Raw genomic sequence first — 17,386 nt, forward strand, 5'->3', positions numbered from 1 at the left:
TCAGTCGTCCCCGGTGACCAGCGGGCCATAACGAGAGTGGCTCCGAATTGGCCCTTAGGGGTGACGAACGCCCGAGGCATCCCCACCCCTGCGGGGGGGGTGACTCGAGACCGTCACCCCGGTCAGGACCCCGCGGCCTCAAGACCGGGGCGACGGCGCCGGTCCGCGGTTCGAGTGTCGATGTGGTCACCGGACCTCCGGCCGACACGGGCCGGTACCCCACGCCGCGGAAGCGCTATTCGCCGGGCGTCCTGGGATCGGGCGGTGCGAAGCCGTGCTGCATGCACCAGGCGACGGCCTGGGCGCGGGAGCCGGCCCCGATCTTCTTGTAGGCCTGCCGGATGTGGCTCTTGAGCGTGTTGATCGTCAGGAAGAGCCGATCGGCGATCTCCTGGTTCGACATGCCGAGGGTGACCAGCGAGAGCACCTCGACCTCGCGCGGCGAGAGCCCTGCCTCGTGGCCGATCCAGTCGACCTGCTCCTCCTGCGGCTTGCCGTCCGCGGCCCGCTCGATCGCCTCGACCAGCTCCGGCGCGTGGTTGCTCATGGAGACCCAGCCGTCCGCCCCTCGAGCCAGGGCCCGCGCGCGGAGGTCCGGCCGCATGTCGCGGCTGAAGACGAGGACCTTGGCGTCGGTCTTCTGGATCAGGTGATCGAGGTCGGCGCCGTCCGCCCGGTGCAGGCAGTGGCTGTCGTAGAGCACGACGTCGACGCCCCTCGCCCTGCTGTAGACACTGGCGAGGGCCACGACCGTGATCCGGTCGGGGTAGTCGGCGAGCATCGCGGTGAGACCGCGCGCGACGACCTCCTGGCGACTCACGATGGCGAGCCGAATGGGCTGGTCAGGCATGTTCGGCACCCATGTGGAGAAGCGTGCCAGACGACATGGAGGAACGCGATATCCAGGTCAGGAACGGGGCGGGCGGCGGTCGACGATGCGGCGCATCTTCCCGACCGAGCGCTCGATCTCGAACGGCTCCTTCACCTCGACGTCGACCGTGACCCCGATCGTGCGCTTCACGAGCTGACGGACGTGGTCGGCCGCGGCGGCGGCCTCCGCCGACGTGGCGTGCTCGGCGCGCTCGATCGTGACGGTGAGCTCGTCCATGTTGCCGGCACGGGTCAGCACGCACTGGAAGTGCGGGGTCAGGGCCGGAACCTGGAGGACGAGCTCCTCGATCTGGGTCGGGAAGAGGTTCACGCCGCGCAGGATGATCATGTCGTCGGTCCGGCCGGTGATCTTCTCGATCCGGCGCATCGGGCGCGCGGTGCCGGGCAGCAGTCGGGTCAGGTCCCGCGTCCGGTAGCGGATGACCGGCATGGCCTCCTTGGTGAGCGAGGTGAGCACGAGCTCGCCCTCCTCGCCGTCGGGCAGCACCTCGCCGGTGACGGGGTCGATGATCTCCGGGTAGAAGTGGTCCTCCCAGACGTGCAGCCCGTCCTTCGTCTCGACGCACTCCTGGGCCACGCCGGGACCGATGATCTCCGAGAGCCCGTAGATGTCGACCGCGTGCATGTCGAGCCGCTGCTCCATCGCGACGCGCATCTCGTTGGTCCAGGGCTCGGCGCCGAAGATGCCCACCCGGAGCGAGCTCGCGCGTGGGTCCAGGCCCTGGCGCTCCATCTCGTCGATGATGTTGAGCATGTACGACGGCGTGACCATGATCAGGTCGGGCCGGAAGTCGGCGATCAGCTGGACCTGCCGCTCCGTCATGCCCCCGGACACCGGGACGACCGTGCAGCCGAGCTTCTCCGCGCCGCCGTGGGCGCCGAGCCCGCCGGTGAACAGGCCGTAGCCGTAGGCGTTGTGCAGGATGTCACCAGGCCTGCCGCCAGCGGCCCGGATGCTGCGGGCGACCACCGTCGCCCACAGGTCGAGGTCGTTGCGGGTGTAGCCGACGACCGTGGGGCGCCCCGTGGTCCCCGACGAGGCATGCACTCGGACGACCTGCTCGCGCGGGACGGCGAACATGCCGAAGGGGTAGTTCTCGCGCAGCGTCGCCTTCGAGGTGAACGGCAGCCGGGCCAGGTCGGCGAGATCGGTGATGTCGTCGGGGTGGACCTCCGCTGCCTCGAACGCCTTGCGGTAGTGCTCGACGTTCTCGTAGGCGTGGCGCACGGACCACTGCAGCCGCCGCAGCTGCAGCGCGCGCAGCTCGTCGACCGACGCGCTCTCGATCGGCTCCAGGCCGTGGTCGGGTGGGATGGACGCGGGCACGGTGTCTCCTGCGGTGGGGATCTCAGCGGCCGGCGAAGACCGGCCGCTCCTTGCTGAGGAAGGCCGTCACGGCGTTGGCGTGGTCGTCGGTCGAGCCGGCGCGGGTCTGCGCCGCGCCCTCGGCGGCGAGCGCGGCGTCGAGGTCCCGGCTCCACGTCTCGGCCAGCAGCAGCTTGGTCTCGGCGTAGGCGGCGGTCGGGCCGGCGGCGAGCCGCTCGGCGAGGCGCGTCGCGGCGACCAGCGTGACGCCGGGGTCGCTGACGTCGTGGTCGATGCCCCAGGCGAGCGCCTGGGCGGACGTGAACGGCTCGGCGAGCAGGACCAGACGGCGGGCGCGGGCCTCGCCGACCGCGCGCGGGAGCGTGTAGGACAGCCCGGAGTCGCAGGTCAGGCCGATCGAGCTGAAGGCGGTGGCGAGGGTCGCGTCGGCGGCGATCACCCGCAGGTCGCAGGCGAGCGCGAAGCCGAGGCCGGCACCCACGCAGTTGCCCTCGACCGCCGCGACGACCGGCTTCGGCATGGTCGCCAGGCTCCGCACGATCGGCGCGTAGTGGTCGGCGACGGTCGTGAACGCGCTCGCGGCGCCCCCACCCAGGCCGTCGGCGTGCTCCTTGAGGTCCTGCCCGGCGCAGAAGTGCTCGCCGGCGCCGGTGAGGACGACCGCCCGCACGCCCGAGTCGGCGGCGACGTCGGCCAGCGCGTCGCGCAGGGCCTCCTTGACGACCGTGTTGAGCGAGTTGCGGCGCTCGGGACGGTTGATCGTGACCGTGGCGACGGCGTCGTGCCGCTCGACCAGCACAGGCTCCATGGGCCCCTCTTCCGAATTCCTGACCTTTCGGTCAGTATTGCAGTACCTGGGCCGTTCCGGCTAGACCCTTCGGGCGTCCCGCCCGTCTCCGTGTGGGAGCCTGCAGCCATGACGACGCCCGACCCCGCGCCCGACCCCGCGGCCGAGTCCGCGCCCGCTGCGCCGCGCCGCGGGCGTCCGGGCTACGACCAGGCGACGGTGCTGCGCCGGGCGATCGACCTGTTCAACCGGCAGGGGTACGACGCCACGTCGATGGGCGACCTCGCCGCGGAGCTCGGCTTCACGAAGTCGGCGATCTACCACCACGTGCCGAGCAAGACGCACCTGCTCAAGGAGGCGCTCGATGAGGCGCTCGACAACCTCAACGCCGTGCTCGACCGCGCCGACGCCGACCGGTCGGGGTCGGCGTACGACCGACTGCGCGGAGCGATGGGCGGCAGCATCGAGGTGCTCGTCGAGCACCTGCCCGCGGTCACCCTGCTCCTCCGGGTCCGCGGCAACGGCGAGGTCGAGCAGGACGCGCTGCGCCGCCGCCGCATCATCGACGACCGGCTCGCCGCGCTGGTCCAGGCGGCGGTCGAGGAGGGCGCCGTACGCGACGACCTCGACCCCTACCTGATCAGCCGGCTGCTGTTCGGCATGGTGAACTCGCTGGTCGAGTGGGTGCGTCCCGACGGCAGGTACGACGCCCACCAGCTCGCCGAGGCGGTCGCCGCCGTCGCCTTCGACGGCCTCACGCGGCCGCGCGCCTAGCCGATCGGCCGGCCGAGCGACCGGCTGCGGCCGCGGAACTCCGCGACGACGGTGTCGCCGCTGCGCACGGTCACGTCGTAGATCCCCGAGCGCTGGCGACGTACGCGCTCCACGGCCGTCGCGACGAGGACGTCGCCGAGCCGGGCGGGCTCGAGGAAGTCGATCTCGAAGCCGGAGGCCACGGTGACCTCGCCGTAGGTGTTGCAGGCGTAGGCGAAGGCGCTGTCGGCCAGCGTCGCGATCAACCCGCCGTGCCCGATGTCGTAGCCGTTGACCATGTCGGGGCGGACCTGCATGGCGAGCTCGGCCCGGCCCGGCGCCACCTCGCGGATCTCGATCCCGAGGGCCTTCACGGCGGTGTCGGACGACCACATCGCGTCCGCCGACCGGCGCGCGACCTCCTCCGGGGACCCTCCTGGGCCTGTCGAAGGGGTCACCACCGGTAGAACCCCTCCCCGGTCTTGCGGCCGAGCTTGCCCTCGGCGACCTTCTCGCGGAGCACGGTCGGCGGCTCGAACCGCGGGCCCAGCTCGCGGGCGAGGTGCTCGGCGATGTCGAGGCGTACGTCGAGCCCGACGATGTCGGTCGTCCGCAGCGGCCCGACCGGGTGCCGGTAGCCGAGCGTCATCGCGGCGTCGATGTCCTCGGCGCTCGCGACGCCCTCCTCCAGCATCCGCATCGCCTCGAGCGCGAGCATGACGCCGAGACGGCTGGAGGCGAAGCCCGGCGAGTCGGTGACGGTGATCGCTGTCTTCCCGAGCCGCTCGACCCAGCCCTGCGCCTGCGTGACGAGCGCGGGGGACGTGTGCCGCCCGACGACGATCTCGACGAGCGCGCTCGCCGGGACCGGGTTGAAGAAGTGCAGCCCGACGAGCCGGCTCGGGTCGTGGAGCGCGTCGGCGAGGTGGTCGATGGAGAGCGAGCTGGTGTTGGTGCCGATGTCGGCCGTGGGGGCGGCGGCCTCGATGGTGGCGAGCACGTCGGCCTTGAGGTCGGGGAGCTCCGGTACCGCCTCGACGACGAGCTCGGTGGCACCGAGGTCGGAGGCGGCCATCGTGACCGCAAGCCGGCCGACCCGGCCGGTCGCGCCCCGCTCGGCGGCCTTCGCCAGGCTCGCCTCGACCCGTCCACGAGCCGCCTCCACCGTCTCCGGGCTCGTCTCGACGACGATCACGTCGGACCCGGCGGACAGGAACGCGTGGGCGATGCCGGCGCCCATCCGGCCGCCGCCGAACACGCCGACGGTCTTCGGCAGGCTGCTCACTTCTTCTCCTTCCGGCGCTCGAGGAACGCCGTCATCCGGTCGTGCTTGTCGGTCGTCTCGAACAGGACCGCCTGGGCGAGATCGTCGATCACCGGGTGCGCCTCGCGCGGCGCGTGGAAGACCGACTTGGTGAGGCGCACCGCGAGCGGCGCCTGCTTCGCGATCCGGTCCGCCCAGCGGTGGCCGGCGGCGAGCAGGTCGTCGGGCTCGACCACCTCGTTGAGCAGCCGGAGCGCGTGCGCCTCGTCCGCGTCGAGCACCCGGCCGGCCAGCAGGATCTCCTTGGCCACCGGCTCGCCGACGAGCTCGACCAGCCGCCAGGTACCGCCCGCGGCGGCCAGGATGCCGAGGCCGGGCTCGGGGTTGCCGATCCGCGCGGTCGGCGTACCGACCCTGAAGTCGCAGGCGTAGGCCAGCTCGGCGCCGCCACCGAGCGCGTAGCCCTCGACCAGGGCGATCGTCGGCATCGGCAGCCGGCGGATCCGGTCGAAGAGGCCCGAGTTGATGCCGCGGAGGGCGTCGTCGCGCCGGCGCTCGCGCAGCTGGGCGATGTCGGCGCCGGCCGCGAACGTGCCGCCGGACCCGGTGAGCAACAGGATCCGGGGATCGGCCTCGAGCTCCGCGCAGACCTGGTGGAGCTCGGTGACCATCTGCTGGTCGATGGCGTTGCGTACGTCGGGCCGGCTGAGCGTGACGACGACACGGTCGACGCTCTCCTCGACGACGAGGGTGTCCGTCATGGGCGCTCCACCAGCAGCGCGGCGCCCTGGCCGACGCCGACGCACATCGTGGCGAGCCCCCGGCGGGCGTCCTCGCGCTCCATCCGACCCAGCAGGGTGAGCACGATGCGGGTGCCGGACGCGCCCAGGGGGTGACCGAGCGCGATCGCGCCGCCGTCGGCGTTGACGGTGTCGAGGTCGAGACCGAGGTCGCTGACGCAGGCGAGCGACTGGGACGCGAACGCCTCGTTGAGCTCGACGGCGTCGAGGTCGTCGACCGTCCAGCCGGCGCGGTCGAGGGCCTTGCGGGTGGCGGGCACCGGGCCGATGCCCATGATCGCGGGCGGGACGCCGGCGCTGGCCGCCGCGACGAGCCGCGCCCGGGGCTGCAGGCCGTGCTCGGCGACGAACCGCTCGCTGGCCACGACCACCGCCGCAGCGCCGTCGTTGAGCGAGCTCGCGTTGCCGGCGGTCACGACGCCGTCGGGGCCGTTCACGGGCCGGAGCCGGGCCAGCCGCTCGAGGCTGGTGTCGGCGCGCGGCCCCTCGTCGACGGTGACCTCGCCGTCGCCGACCGGGACCGCCACGATCTCGTCGGCGAAGCGCCCGTTCTTGATGGCGTCGACCGCCCGCTCGTGGGACCGCAGCGCGAACGCGTCGAGCTCCTCGCGGGTCAGCGCCCACTGCTCGGCGACGCGCTCGGCGGTCTGGGGCATCGACAGGGTGGCGTCCGCGTCGAAGCGGGGGTTGGTGAACCGCCACCCGATGGAGGTGTCGAACGCCGCGCCCGGCTTGGCGAAGGCCTTCTCGGGCTTCTCCATCACCCACGGCGCCCGGGTCATCGACTCGACACCGCCGGCCACGACCACGTCCGCATCGCCGGCCGCGATCATCTGCCGTGCGGTCGCGATGGCGGTGAGGCCGGACGCGCAGAGGCGGTTGACGGTGAACCCGGGCACGGTCTCCGGGAACCCGGCGAGCAGGGCGGCCATCCGGGCGACGTTGCGGTTGTCCTCGCCGGCCTGGTTGGCGGCACCCAGGATCACCTCGTCGATGAGAGACGGGTCGACGCCGGCCCGGCGTACGGCCTCCCCGACGACGAGCGCCGCGAGGTCGTCGGGGCGCACCCGCGAGAGCGCACCGCCGTAGCGGCCGATCGGGGTGCGCGCGCCCGCGAGGATGAAGGACTCGGTCATGGCTCTCCTCAGCTTCAGGCGTCGTAGTCGACGGTCACGGCGTCGCTCACCGGATAGGTCTGGCAGGTCAGCACGTAGCCGGCGGCGACCTCCGACTCCTCCAGCGCGTAGTTGCGGACCATGTCGACCTCGCCCTCGGAGACGTGTGCTCGACAGGTGCCGCAGACGCCACCCTTGCACGCGAACGGCAGGTCGGTGCGCTGGGTCTGCGCGGAGTCGAGGATGGTGCGCGTGCGCGCCATCGGCGTGGTGGTGCTGCGCCCGTCGAGCACGACCGTCACCGCGGTCGTCACGCCTTCCAGGGTCGGGTCCTCGTGGCGCAGCTGCGGCGGGGGCTCGTCGACGAAGAACAGCTCGAAGTGGATCCGCTCGGGCGCGACGCCCAGCTCGGCGAGGACACCGCGGGCGTCCTCGATCAGGCCGAGCGGGCCGCAGAGCCAGACGTGGTCGACGTCCTCGAGCGCGACGAGCAGGGTGAGGATCGTGCGCAGACGGTCGGCGTCGAGCCGTCCGGAGAACAGCTCCACGTCGCGGGGCTCGCGAGAGAGCACGTGCACCAGGTCGAAGCTGGGACCGTGCTGGTTCTTCAGGTCGGCGAGCTCCTCGGCGAACATCACGGTGTTGGTGCTGCGGTTGCCGTAGAGGAGCGTCACCGTGCTGTCCGGGTGGGCCAGCACCGTGGCCGCGATCGACAGCATCGGCGTGATGCCCGACCCGGCCGCGATGCACAGGTGCCGGCCGCCGGTCGCCGCGTCGGCCCGGAAGCTGCCGGACGGCGCCTGCACCTCGACCGGGTCGCCGGGTCGCAGCTCGTGCACGAGCCAGGCGGAGAACATGCCGTGCGGGATCTCCCGTACGCCGATCCGGGGCGCGCTCCCGGCGGGGGCGCAGATCGAGTAGGTGCGGCGGTGCTCGACGCCGTCGATCACCCGGCGCAGGGTCAGCGACTGCCCGGCGTCGAACGCGAAGGTCTCGCGCAGCTCCTCGGGCACGTCGAACGTCACCGCGACGGCGTCGTCGGTGAGGCGCTCGACGGCTGCGACCGTCAGCGTGTGGAACTCCGTCGCCGCCCGTGGTCGCACGGTCATGGTCGTCATCTCAGATCTCCTTGACGTGGTCGAACGGCTCGAGACAGGCGCGGCAGCGGTAGAGCGCCTTGCAGGCGGTCGAGCCGAACTCCGACGTCAGGTCGACCTCGGTCGACCCGCACCGGGGGCAGGTCACGTCCCGGCGCACCGGCCCGAGCGTGAGCGGGACCGGGCCGCTGCGCACCGGCGCCGTGCCGGGTGCGGAGATGCCCGCCTCGGCCAGGGCGGCGCGGCCGCGCTCGCTGATCCAGTCGGTGGTCCAGGCCGGGTGCAGGGCGACCCGGACGCGTACGTCGTCAAAGCCGGCGTCCTGCAGCCGGTGCACCAGGTCGTCGCGCATCGTCGCCATGGCCGGGCAGCCGCTGTAGGTCGGGGTGATCGCGACCTCCACGCCCCCGTCCTCGTCGACGCTCACCTCGCGCAGCACGCCCAGGTCCGCCAGGGTCAGCATCGGCAGCTCGGGGTCGGTGACGGTCTCGGCGACGGCCCGGGCCCGGGTCGCGACCGCCGCCATCACCAGCGCCCCCTCGGATGGGCCCGCGCGACCACCTGCATCTCGGCGAGCAGTCGGCTCAGCGCCTCGGTGTGCAGGCCGTCGCGACCGGTCCGGCCCCGGATCCCGGCGAGGGCGGGGCGCTCCGGGCGCTGCACGCGGGCGATGGCGAGGACCTGGTCGAGCACGGCGTCGGCCTCACCCGCGACCTCGGCCGGGTCGACGCCGACGGTGGCGCCGGCGACCTCGCGCTCGACGTCGTGCGTCGCGAACAGCTCGGGCCACAACGGCATCAGACCGTCCACGGCGGCGAGCAGGCGGCGACGCGACTCCTCGGTCCCGCCCGCGAGCGTGACGAACCAGCGCGCCGCGAAGTCGCGGTGGTAGGACAGCTCCTTGACGCCCTTGGCGGCGACGGCGGCGAGCACGGCGTCCCGGCTCCGGGCGAGCCGCTCGAACAGCGCCAGCCGCCAGGTCGAGAACAGCAGCAGGCGGGCCACCGTCTCCGCGAAGTCGCCGTTGGGCACCTCGACCAACCGCACGTTGCGGAAGCCGTCGGCCTCCCGGAAGAACGCGAGCGCGTCCTCGGCCGGCACCGGCGAGCCCTCGGGCAAGGCCGGCACGACCGACGGGTCGGCCGCGGCCGCACGAGCCAGCAGGAGCCGCGCCTGGCCGAGGAGGTCGAGCGAGATGTTGGCCAGCGCGATGTCCTCCTCGAGGTCGGGCGCGCGGCTGCACCACTCCGACAGCCGCTGGGAGAGCACCAGGGCGTCGTCGCCGAGCATCAGGCAGTACGTCGCCAGGGCTGGCGCGTCGACACCGTCCGGCACCGTCGTGTCGACGCCGGCGAGCGGGTCCTCGAAGTCGGTGCCGAACGCCCAGTGGGCGTCGTTGACGAGCAGGCCGTCGTACGCGCTCTCGTGGTCGTCGGGCGCATGGGTGTGGATCTCAGTCATGGTTCTCCGGTGGTCGAGCGTGGTTCTCCGGTGGTCGAGCCTGTCGAGACTCACATGTGGGGTACGTCGGCCGGGATGTCGTAGAACGTCGGGTGCCGGTAGACCTTGTCGCCGGACGGCGCGAAGAGCGGGTCCTTCTCGTCGGGGCTCGAGGCGGTGATGGCGGACGAGCGGACCACCCAGATCGAGACGCCCTCGTTGCGGCGGGTGTAGACGTCGCGCGCGTGGCGCAGCGCCATCTGGTCGTCCGGCGCGTGCAGCGACCCGACGTGGACGTGGTTGAGCCCCCGCTTCCCGCGGACGAACACCTCGTAGAGCGGCCACTCCGCCTTGACGCCGGTCATCGGGTCTCCTCCTTGGTCTCGATACGCTCGCTGGCGCTCGCTACTCGACCAGCGGAGTCCTCGCTGGCGCTCGCTACTCGACCAGCGGAGGCGGCGAAGGCCAAGGCGGCCTCGCGGACCCACGCCCCGTCGTCGTAGGCCTGGCGCCGGTGCGCGAGCCGCTGCTCGTTGCACGGGCCGTTGCCCTTGACCACCGCCCAGAACTCCTCCCAGTCGACCTCGCCGAAGTCGTAGGAGCCCCGCTCCTCGTTCCACCGGAGGTCCGGGTCGGGCAGGGTCACGCCGAGTGCCTCGGCCTGCGGCACGGTCATGTCGACCATGCGCTGGCGCAGCTCGTCGTTGGTGTGCCGCTTGATCCCCCAGGCCATCGACCGCTCGGTGTTGGGCGAGTCGCCGTCGGGCGGGCCGAACATCATCAGCGCCGGCCACCAGAACCGGTCGACCGACTCCTGCACCATCGCGCGCTGCTCGTCGGTGCCCCGCATCATCGTCATCAGCAGCTCGTAGCCCTGGCGCTGGTGGAAGGACTCCTCCTTGCAGATGCGGATCATCGCCCGCCCGTAGGGGCCGTACGACGTCCGGCACAGCGGCACCTGGTTGCAGATCGCGGCCCCGTCGACCAGCCAGCCGATCGTGCCGACGTCGGCGTAGGAGAGCGTGGGGTAGTTGAAGATGGAGGAGTACTTCTGCGCCCCGCTCATCAGCTTCTGGGTGAGCTCCTCGCGGGAGACGCCGAGCGTCTCGCAGGCGGAGTAGAGGTAGAGGCCGTGGCCCGCCTCGTCCTGCACCTTGGCGAGCAGGATCGCCTTGCGGCGCAGCGACGGCGCGCGGCTGATCCAGTTGCCCTCGGGCTGCATGCCGATGATCTCGGAGTGCGCGTGCTGGGCGATCTGGCGCACCAGCGTCTTGCGGTAGTCCTCCGGCATCCAGTCACGCGGCTCGATCCGGTCGTTGTGCGCGATGGTCGAGTCGAACGACGACTGCAGGACGGCCTCGTCCGCGACGGCTGTCATCGGTTCCTCCGGGTCTCTCACGGCTATTTACTGACCGAGCGGTCTGTAATAGCGTGGCACACCGAGCGCCGACCTGGCAACGGGCCCGTCCGAGCCGGGCGCTCCCATCCCTGACGGAAGGACTGTCGTGAGCGAGATGCTGGAGAGCTATGCCGCGGGGCGCTGGTTCCGCGCCGCCGACGAGGGCGAGCCGCTGCTCGATGCGGCCACCGGCGAGGAGGTCGCCCGGATCTCGAGCCGCGGCCTCGACCTCCAGGAGATGGTCGACCACGCCCGCACCGTCGGCGGTCCGGCCGTCCGCGCGCTCACCTTCCACGAGCGCGCCGCGCTGCTCAAGCAGCTCGCGAAGCACCTGTCGGCGGACAAGGAGGCCTTCTACGCGCTCTCGGCCCGCACCGGCGCCACGGCGCGCGACTCGATGGTCGACATCGACGGCGGCTTCGGGACGCTCTTCTCCTACGCCAGCAAGGGCACCCGGGAGCTGCCCAACGACACCGTCGTCCTCGACGGGCCGCCTGAGCCGCTCGGCCGCGGTGGCACGTTCGTCGGCCAGCACGTCTACACGTCGCGGCCCGGTGTGGCGGTGCAGATCAATGCGTTCAACTTCCCGGTGTGGGGCATGCTCGAGAAGCTCGCCCCCGCCTTCCTCGCTGGCCTGCCGTCGATCGTGAAGCCGGCCAGCCAGACGGCGTACCTCACGGAGGCCGTCGTCCGCCGCATCATCGAGTCTGCGATCCTCCCCGAGGGATCGCTCCAGCTGCTCAGCGGCAGCGCCGGCTCGCTGCTCGACCACCTGGGCGTGCAGGACTCGGTCGCGTTCACCGGCTCCGCCCACACGGCCGGCATCCTGCGCACCCACCCGTCGGTCGTGCACGGCGGGCTCAGCCTCGGCGTCGAGGCCGACTCCCTCAACTGCTCGATCCTCGGGCCCGACGTCGGCGGCGACGATCCCGAGTTCGACCTCTTCGTCAAGGGCGTCGTCACCGAGATGACGGTCAAGGCCGGCCAGAAGTGCACGGCGATCCGCCGCGCGATCGTGCCCGCCGCCATCGCCGACCAGGTGGTCGAGGCGATCTCGGCCCGACTGGCGAAGGTGACCGTCGGCAACCCCGCCGACGAGACGGTGCGGATGGGCGCGCTCGCGTCGCTCGCCCAGCGCGACGAGGTCCGCAAGGCGATCGAGGCGCTGCGGTCCTCCGCCGACATCGTCTACGGCGACCCGGCCCACGTGCAGGTCGTGGACGCCGACGCCGAGCGCGGCGCGTTCCTCTCCCCCGTGCTGCTGCGCGCCCGCGCCGGCGCGGTCGAGCCGCACGACGTCGAGCCGTTCGGTCCGGTCAGCACCGTCATGACCTACGGCTCGCTCGACGAGGCCGTCACCCTGGCCGCCCGCGGCCGGGGCAGCCTGGTCGGCTCGCTGGTCACCCACGACCCCGCCGTCGCGCGCACCGTGACGCTCGGCCTGGCGCCCTGGCACGGCCGTATCCTCGTGCTCGACCGCGACGACGCCGGTGAGTCGACCGGCCACGGCTCGCCCCTGCCCAACCTCGTGCACGGCGGCCCGGGCCGCGCCGGCGGCGGCGAGGAGCTCGGCGGCATCCGCGGCGTGCTCCACCACATGCAGCGCACCGCACTGCAGGGCTCCCCCGACATGCTCACCGCTGTCACCGGCCGCTGGACGGTCGGGGCGCACCGCTCGGTGACCGACGTGCACCCGTTCCGCAAGAGCCTCGCCGACCTGCGCATCGGCGACACGATCGAGAGCGCCTCACGGACGGTCACCCTCGACGACATCGGCCACTTCGCCGAGTTCACCGGCGACACGTTCTACGCCCACACGGACGCGGAGGCGGCCGCCGCCAACCCGCTCTTCGGCGGCATCGTGGCGCACGGCTACCTCGTCGTCTCCCTGGCCGCCGGCCTCTTCGTCGAGCCGAGCCCGGGCCCGGTCCTGGCCAACTTCGGGGTCGACAACCTGCGCTTCCTGACACCGGTCAAGGCCGACGACACCATCCGCGTGCAGCTGACGGTCAAGCAGATCACGCCGCGCACCTCCGCCGACTACGGCGAGGTCCGCTGGGACGCGGTCGTCTGCAACCAGGAGGGCGACGCCGTGGCGACCTACGACGTGCTGACACTGGTCGCGAAGACGTGGCCCACCGAGACGGGGTCGTGAGCGTGCACCGCCTGACGATCCAGTACGCCGCGCCCGCGGACCCCGCCGCCTTCGACGAGCGCTACGAGCACGAGCACGTCCCGCTCGTCCGTGCGGTGCCCGGCCTCGCGCGGTTCACCCTCAGCCGTCCGCGCGCCCTCGGCCCCGCGACAGGCTCGGGAACCGACGGCGCGCCGTACCTCGTCGCCGAGCTGTGGTTCGCCGACGCGGAGGCCATGAAGGCGGCGATGAAGTCGCCCGAGATGGCCGAGGCCGCCGCCCACGCCGAGGGGTTCGCCACGCCGATGACGAGGTTCAGCAGCGAGGTCGTGGAGGCCTGAGGGGCAGGTGACCCGGCTTCAGAGCCGGGCGATCGCCGACGCCGGGTTCTCGATCGCGTCGGCGACCGACCGCATGAAGCCGGCCGCGGTGCCGCCGTCGCAGACGCGGTGGTCGAAGACGAAGGACATCTGCGTGATCTTGCGCGGCACGATCTGGCCGTCGACCACCCACGGGCGGTCGATGATCCGACCGAAGCCGAGGATCGCGACCTGCGGGTGGTTGATGATCGCGGCGCTGCCGTCGACGCGGAACCCGCCGTAGTTGTTGAGGGTGAACGTCCCGGCCGCGAGCTCCTCGGCGGTCGCCTTCCCGACCCGGGCGCGGGCGGTGACGTGCCGGATGGCCCGGTCGAGCTCTGCCGTCGTCATCGTGTCGGCGCCGATCACCGCGGGCACGACCAGCCCCCGCTCGCCCTGGACCGCGAGGCCGAGGTCGATGGCGTCGTACTCCACGATCTCGTCGCGCTCGGTGTCGAGCCGGGCGTTGAGGACCGGGTGCTCCTTCAGACCGGCGACCACGAAGCGCGCGATGTAGGCCAGCAGACCAGGCCCGGCGTCGGTCGCCGTCCGCGCCGACTCCCGCAGGTTCCAGAGCGCGGTGGCGTCGACGTCGACCCAGACCGTCGCCTCGGGGATCTCCGAGCGGCTCCGCGACAGGGCCGCGGCCACCGTCTTCCGGAAGCCGCTGAGGGGGATCCGTCGCTCACCGGCGACCGGCGCCGCCTCCGCCACCGGCGGCGGCGCGGCCGGCGGCGCACCGGCGATGGCACGCTCCACGTCGGCCTTGGTCACGATGCCGCGGTAGCCGGTCGGCTCCACGCGGTGCAGGTCGACGCCGTGGTCCCGGGCCATCTTGCGCACCATCGGCGAGATGACCCGCACGGGACCACGGGTGGCGGGTGCGGACACCACTCGTTCGGTCGTGCGCGGGCGGCGTCGGCGGACGGCGCCGCCGTGGGCGGCGGTCCCGTAGCCGATCAGGACGTTGCCGGAGCCGGCCTGCTCCTCCTCGCGGTAGGCCTGCGCCTCGCGGCCCCCGGCGGGCTCCGGCGCGGGGTCGGTCCTCGCGCCGGCCGCCACGGTGATCAGCGGCTTCCCGACGTCGACGGTCTCGCCCTCGGCGGCGTGCAGGGTGAGCACCCGGCCGGCGTACGGCGTGGGCACCTCGACCACCGACTTGGCGGTCTCGACCTCCACGACCGTCTGGTCGACCGTGACGATGTCGCCCTCGGCGACCAGCCAGTGGACGACCTCGGCCTCGGTCAGCCCCTCGCCGAGGTCGGGCAGCAGGAACGTCTGGTCGCCGGCGGCGCTGGTCATGCGTCCTCCCACTGCAGGTCGTCGACGGCGTCGAGGATCCGGTCGACCGACGGCAGCTGGAAGTGCTCCAGCTTCGGCGGCGGGAACGGGATGTCGAACCCGGTGACGCGGCGGACCGGCGCGTGCAGTGAGTGGAAGCAGCGCTCGCCCACCCGAGCGGCGATCTCGGCGGCGACGCTGGCGAAGCCGGTCGCCTCGGCGACGACCACGGCGCGGCCGGTCGACTCGACGGCGGCGCACACGGTGGCGTCGTCGAAGGGCACGATCGAGCGCAGGTCGACGACCTGCAGGCTGCGCCCGTCACGCGCGGCGGCCTCGGCGGCCTCGAGCGCCACGGGCACCGACGGGCCGTAGGCGATGAGGGTCGCGTCGGTCCCCTGCCGGCGTACGACGGCGGTGCCGATGCCGGGCTCCTGCCCGCGGCCGAGGGCCACCTCGTCCTTGGCCCAGTAGAGCTTCTTCGGCTCGAGGAACACGACCGGGTCCGGCGAGGCGATGGCGTCGCGGAGGAGCGAGTAGGCGTCGGACGGGGTCGAGGGCGCGAGGACGTGGAGCCCCGGCGTGTGCGCGTAGTAGGACTCGGAGGAGTCGCAGTGGTGCTCGACGCCACCGATGCCACCGGCATAGGGGATCCGGATGACGATCGGCAGCTGCACGCGCCCGCGGGTGCGGTTGCGCATCTTCGCGATGTGGCTGACGACCTGCTCGAAGGCCGGATAGGCGAACGCGTCGAACTGCATCTCGATCACCGGCCGCATGCCGTTCATCGCGAGGCCGACCGCGAAGCCGGCGATGCCCGACTCGGCGAGCGGGGTGTCGAAGCAGCGGTCCTCGCCGAACTCGGCCGTGAGGCCGTCGGTGACCCGGAAGACGCCCCCGAGCGGGCCGACGTCCTCGCCGAGGACCAGCACGCTCGCGTCCTCGGACATGGCGTCGCGGAGGGCGCAGTTGATGGCCTGCGCCACGCTGAGCTTCTCGTGCTCGACAGCCGATGCGGTCATCACTGGGCCTCCTCTCGGCTCAGCTCGTCGTGGACGATCGCCAGCTGCTCGGCGAGCTGCGGGGTGGGTCGGGAGTAGACGTGGCGGAACAGGTCGTCGGGGTCGGGTACGACGTCCCGGTTGAGCCCGTCGCGGGTGTGCTCGGCGAGCCGCTCGGCGGCGTCGGCGAAGGCGGCGACCTGCGCGTCGTCCAGGGCTCCCTGCGCCCGCAGGTACGCCTCGAGCCGGACCAGCGGGTCCTTGGCCACCCAGGCGGCGACCTCGGCGTCCTCCCGGTAGCGGGTGGCGTCGTCGGCGTTCGTGTGGGCCTGCATGCGGTAGGTGTGCGCCTCGACCAGCTGCGGACCCTCGCCCGCCCGAGCGCGCGCGACGGCGTCGACGAGGACGCGGAGCAGGGCCGCGAGGTCGTTGCCGTCGACGCGCTCACCGGGGATGCCGTAGCCGACACCCTTGTGGGCCAGCGACGGAGCGACCGACTGACGGGCCAGCGGCACGGAGATCGCGTACTCGTTGTTCTGCACGAAGAAGACGACGGGCGCCCCGAAGACGGCGGCGAAGTTGAGCGCCTCGTGGAAGTCGCCCTCGCTCGTCGCACCGTCACCGCACATCGCCATCACCACGGTGTCCTCGCCGCGGTGCCGCGCCGCGTGCGCGACACCGACCGCGTGCAGCAGCTGGGTGGCGAGGGGCGTGGCCTGCGGCGCGACCCGGTGCTCGTAGGGGTCGTAGCCCGAGTGCCAGTCCCCCTTGAGGAGCACGAGTACGTCGACCGGGTCGACGCCGCGCGCCACGATCGCCGCCGTGTCGCGGTAGGTCGGGAAGAGCCAGTCCTGCTCGGCCAGCACCTGGGCGGCGGCGACCTGGCAGGCCTCCTGCCCGTGGGACGACGGGTAGACCGCGAGACGGCCCTGCCGGACCAGCGCGTAGGCCTGCTCGTTGAGCCGCCGCGCGGTGACCAGGCCGGCGTACCCCGTCAGGAGCTCCTCGGCCGCGGGCAGCGCCGCCGGGTCGGCCCCGGTCGGGCGTCCGTCGGGGTCGAGCAGCATGACCGGCTCAGCCGACGGCAACATGCGATCTGCGTCACGTGGCATGACGGCATGCTGCTCCTCCTGCCATTCGAATGCCACCGGCCGCCGGGATCGGAGAGAATGTCCACGCGAAGCCGATCGTCGGTTGCCGAACGTCCACACACGGAGGGTGCGCGAGCATGGTGGCGAGACAACTGGCCGGGGCCTTGGACGACGTCGACCAGCGCATCGTCGCCGAGCTGCGCCGGGACGCCCGGCTGTCGATGCGCGCGCTCGCCGAGCGGCTGCACATCTCCCGCGCCAACGCCTACGCCCGGGTCGGCCGGCTGGAGGAGAGCGGTGTCATCCGGGGCTACCACGCCGACATCGATCCGGTGCTCGCCGGGCTCGGCACGACGGCGTACGTCACCGTCACGCTGCACCAGGCGGAGTGGCGGTCGGTGCGGGACGAGCTGCAGAACCTGCGGGGCGTGGAGCACATCGGGCTGGTCGGCGGCGACTTCGACGTCATCCTGCTCGTGCGGGCGCGCGACAACGCCGACCTGCGGCACCTGATCCTCGACCAGATCCAGGGCATGGAGGGGGTGCAGAACACCCGCACGCTCCTCGTCTTCGAGGAGCCGACCCCGGCCCGTGACTGACGCACTGGCTTCCGCAGGGCGGAAGCCGGCGATGGACGGCCGGTGGCC

At 72.6% G+C, this 17,386-nt stretch carries 19 protein-coding genes; 4 read left to right on the forward strand and 15 right to left on the reverse strand.

Translation table 11 applies throughout. The annotated features are described in order from the left end of the window. Positions 1 to 235: 235 nt before the first annotated feature. From QDS12_RS00005 to QDS12_RS00015, 3 genes are read right to left on the reverse strand one after another with little or no spacing between them, the layout of a single operon-like run. The gene (locus QDS12_RS00005) at positions 236 to 850 is read right to left on the reverse strand and encodes a response regulator transcription factor (RefSeq protein ID WP_279876152.1); all 615 of its coding nucleotides are present in this window, start codon (positions 848 to 850) and stop codon (positions 236 to 238) included. Between the two features lie 57 nt (positions 851 to 907). Beyond that, positions 908 to 2,218, reverse strand: a complete 1,311-nt coding sequence (gene paaK, locus QDS12_RS00010) for a phenylacetate--CoA ligase PaaK (RefSeq protein ID WP_279876153.1) — start codon at positions 2,216 to 2,218, stop codon at positions 908 to 910. Between the two features lie 22 nt (positions 2,219 to 2,240). Then, positions 2,241 to 3,026 (reverse strand): enoyl-CoA hydratase-related protein, encoded by a 786-nt coding sequence (locus QDS12_RS00015; protein ID WP_279876154.1) that lies wholly within the window; start codon positions 3,024 to 3,026, stop codon positions 2,241 to 2,243. A 108-nt stretch (positions 3,027 to 3,134) separates the two neighbouring features. Here QDS12_RS00015 and QDS12_RS00020 point away from each other — a divergent pair, with 108 nt between their 5' ends. Further along, positions 3,135 to 3,779, forward strand: coding sequence for a TetR/AcrR family transcriptional regulator (locus tag QDS12_RS00020; protein ID WP_279876155.1), 645 nt, complete (start codon positions 3,135 to 3,137; stop codon positions 3,777 to 3,779). On the opposite strand, the gene paaI is transcribed toward QDS12_RS00020, so the two are convergent. Genes paaI through paaA form a run of 9 tightly spaced genes read right to left on the reverse strand, consistent with a single transcriptional unit; the run spans position 3,776 to position 10,852 of the window. Further along, positions 3,776 to 4,153 carry a hydroxyphenylacetyl-CoA thioesterase PaaI gene (paaI, locus tag QDS12_RS00025; RefSeq protein ID WP_279876156.1) on the reverse strand — a complete coding sequence of 126 codons (378 nt, stop codon included), beginning with the start codon at positions 4,151 to 4,153 and terminating at the stop codon, positions 3,776 to 3,778. The genes QDS12_RS00020 and paaI overlap by 4 nt on opposite strands. Before the next feature lie 59 nt (positions 4,154 to 4,212). Further along, positions 4,213 to 5,043, reverse strand: coding sequence for a 3-hydroxyacyl-CoA dehydrogenase family protein (locus QDS12_RS00030; protein ID WP_279876157.1), 831 nt, complete (start codon positions 5,041 to 5,043; stop codon positions 4,213 to 4,215). Next, positions 5,040 to 5,783, reverse strand: a complete 744-nt coding sequence (locus QDS12_RS00035) for an enoyl-CoA hydratase/isomerase family protein (RefSeq protein ID WP_279876158.1) — start codon at positions 5,781 to 5,783, stop codon at positions 5,040 to 5,042. Before QDS12_RS00035 ends, QDS12_RS00030 begins: the two co-directional genes overlap by 4 nt. Then, a complete protein-coding gene (locus QDS12_RS00040; RefSeq protein WP_279876159.1) occupies positions 5,780 to 6,958 on the reverse strand; it encodes a thiolase family protein in 1,179 nt (392 codons plus the stop codon). The genes QDS12_RS00035 and QDS12_RS00040 overlap by 4 nt, the downstream gene beginning before the upstream one ends. Before the next feature lie 14 nt (positions 6,959 to 6,972). Then, the gene (paaE, locus tag QDS12_RS00045) at positions 6,973 to 8,055 is read right to left on the reverse strand and encodes a 1,2-phenylacetyl-CoA epoxidase subunit PaaE (RefSeq protein WP_279876160.1); all 1,083 of its coding nucleotides are present in this window, start codon (positions 8,053 to 8,055) and stop codon (positions 6,973 to 6,975) included. Between the two features lies 1 nt (position 8,056). Then, the gene (gene paaD, locus QDS12_RS00050) at positions 8,057 to 8,560 is read right to left on the reverse strand and encodes a 1,2-phenylacetyl-CoA epoxidase subunit PaaD (RefSeq protein ID WP_279878431.1); all 504 of its coding nucleotides are present in this window, start codon (positions 8,558 to 8,560) and stop codon (positions 8,057 to 8,059) included. Continuing rightward, positions 8,560 to 9,495, reverse strand: coding sequence for a 1,2-phenylacetyl-CoA epoxidase subunit PaaC (gene paaC / locus QDS12_RS00055; RefSeq protein ID WP_279876161.1), 936 nt, complete (start codon positions 9,493 to 9,495; stop codon positions 8,560 to 8,562). Before paaC ends, paaD begins: the two co-directional genes overlap by 1 nt. 50 nt (positions 9,496 to 9,545) lie before the next feature. Then, a complete protein-coding gene (gene paaB, locus QDS12_RS00060) occupies positions 9,546 to 9,839 on the reverse strand; it encodes a 1,2-phenylacetyl-CoA epoxidase subunit PaaB (RefSeq protein ID WP_279876162.1) in 294 nt (97 codons plus the stop codon). Then, a complete protein-coding gene (gene paaA, locus QDS12_RS00065) occupies positions 9,836 to 10,852 on the reverse strand; it encodes a 1,2-phenylacetyl-CoA epoxidase subunit PaaA (protein WP_279876163.1) in 1,017 nt (338 codons plus the stop codon). The genes paaB and paaA overlap by 4 nt, the downstream gene beginning before the upstream one ends. A gap of 136 nt (positions 10,853 to 10,988) precedes the next feature. Here paaA and paaZ point away from each other — a divergent pair, with 136 nt between their 5' ends. Together paaZ and QDS12_RS00075 are read left to right on the forward strand one after the other, a co-directional pair. Further along, positions 10,989 to 13,028, forward strand: a complete 2,040-nt coding sequence (gene paaZ / locus QDS12_RS00070) for a phenylacetic acid degradation bifunctional protein PaaZ (RefSeq protein ID WP_279878433.1) — start codon at positions 10,989 to 10,991, stop codon at positions 13,026 to 13,028. After that, positions 13,025 to 13,348: an EthD family reductase gene (locus tag QDS12_RS00075; protein WP_279876164.1), complete on the forward strand. Its 324-nt coding sequence runs from the start codon at positions 13,025 to 13,027 to the stop codon at positions 13,346 to 13,348. The genes paaZ and QDS12_RS00075 overlap by 4 nt, the downstream gene beginning before the upstream one ends. 18 nt (positions 13,349 to 13,366) lie before the next feature. On the opposite strand, the gene QDS12_RS00080 is transcribed toward QDS12_RS00075, so the two are convergent. Genes QDS12_RS00080 through pdhA form a run of 3 tightly spaced genes read right to left on the reverse strand, consistent with a single transcriptional unit; the run spans position 13,367 to position 16,760 of the window. Then, a complete protein-coding gene (locus tag QDS12_RS00080) occupies positions 13,367 to 14,668 on the reverse strand; it encodes a dihydrolipoamide acetyltransferase family protein (protein ID WP_279876165.1) in 1,302 nt (433 codons plus the stop codon). Continuing rightward, positions 14,665 to 15,669, reverse strand: coding sequence for an alpha-ketoacid dehydrogenase subunit beta (locus tag QDS12_RS00085; protein ID WP_279876166.1), 1,005 nt, complete (start codon positions 15,667 to 15,669; stop codon positions 14,665 to 14,667). The genes QDS12_RS00080 and QDS12_RS00085 overlap by 4 nt, the downstream gene beginning before the upstream one ends. Then, entirely contained in the window at positions 15,669 to 16,760 is a 1,092-nt protein-coding gene (gene pdhA, locus QDS12_RS00090) for a pyruvate dehydrogenase (acetyl-transferring) E1 component subunit alpha (RefSeq protein ID WP_279876167.1), read from the reverse strand. Before pdhA ends, QDS12_RS00085 begins: the two co-directional genes overlap by 1 nt. 116 nt (positions 16,761 to 16,876) lie before the next feature. Between pdhA and QDS12_RS00095 the strand changes: the two genes are divergently transcribed. Further along, a complete protein-coding gene (locus QDS12_RS00095) occupies positions 16,877 to 17,338 on the forward strand; it encodes an Lrp/AsnC family transcriptional regulator (protein WP_279876168.1) in 462 nt (153 codons plus the stop codon). Positions 17,339 to 17,386 lie beyond the last annotated feature (48 nt).

Origin of the sequence: Nocardioides sp. CER19 (genome assembly GCF_029846275.1) — a bacterium.
Classification (GTDB): Bacteria; Actinomycetota; Actinomycetes; order Propionibacteriales; family Nocardioidaceae; genus Nocardioides.

Coding starts and splice junctions, on each gene's coding strand:
- QDS12_RS00035 (WP_279876158.1), bottom strand. CDS start 5,783: ATGACGGACACCCTCGTCGTCGAGGAGAGCGTCGACCGTGTCGTCGTC.
- QDS12_RS00095 (WP_279876168.1), top strand. CDS start 16,877: ATGGTGGCGAGACAACTGGCCGGGGCCTTGGACGACGTCGACCAGCGC.
- QDS12_RS00085 (WP_279876166.1), bottom strand. CDS start 15,669: ATGACCGCATCGGCTGTCGAGCACGAGAAGCTCAGCGTGGCGCAGGCC.
- pdhA (WP_279876167.1), bottom strand. CDS start 16,760: ATGCCACGTGACGCAGATCGCATGTTGCCGTCGGCTGAGCCGGTCATG.
- QDS12_RS00080 (WP_279876165.1), bottom strand. CDS start 14,668: ATGACCAGCGCCGCCGGCGACCAGACGTTCCTGCTGCCCGACCTCGGC.
- QDS12_RS00040 (WP_279876159.1), bottom strand. CDS start 6,958: ATGACCGAGTCCTTCATCCTCGCGGGCGCGCGCACCCCGATCGGCCGC.
- paaD (WP_279878431.1), bottom strand. CDS start 8,560: ATGGCGGCGGTCGCGACCCGGGCCCGGGCCGTCGCCGAGACCGTCACC.
- paaZ (WP_279878433.1), top strand. CDS start 10,989: ATGCTGGAGAGCTATGCCGCGGGGCGCTGGTTCCGCGCCGCCGACGAG.
- paaB (WP_279876162.1), bottom strand. CDS start 9,839: ATGACCGGCGTCAAGGCGGAGTGGCCGCTCTACGAGGTGTTCGTCCGC.
- paaC (WP_279876161.1), bottom strand. CDS start 9,495: ATGACTGAGATCCACACCCATGCGCCCGACGACCACGAGAGCGCGTAC.
- QDS12_RS00020 (WP_279876155.1), top strand. CDS start 3,135: ATGACGACGCCCGACCCCGCGCCCGACCCCGCGGCCGAGTCCGCGCCC.
- paaE (WP_279876160.1), bottom strand. CDS start 8,055: ATGACGACCATGACCGTGCGACCACGGGCGGCGACGGAGTTCCACACG.
- paaI (WP_279876156.1), bottom strand. CDS start 4,153: ATGTGGTCGTCCGACACCGCCGTGAAGGCCCTCGGGATCGAGATCCGC.
- QDS12_RS00015 (WP_279876154.1), bottom strand. CDS start 3,026: ATGGAGCCTGTGCTGGTCGAGCGGCACGACGCCGTCGCCACGGTCACG.
- paaA (WP_279876163.1), bottom strand. CDS start 10,852: ATGACAGCCGTCGCGGACGAGGCCGTCCTGCAGTCGTCGTTCGACTCG.
- QDS12_RS00005 (WP_279876152.1), bottom strand. CDS start 850: ATGCCTGACCAGCCCATTCGGCTCGCCATCGTGAGTCGCCAGGAGGTC.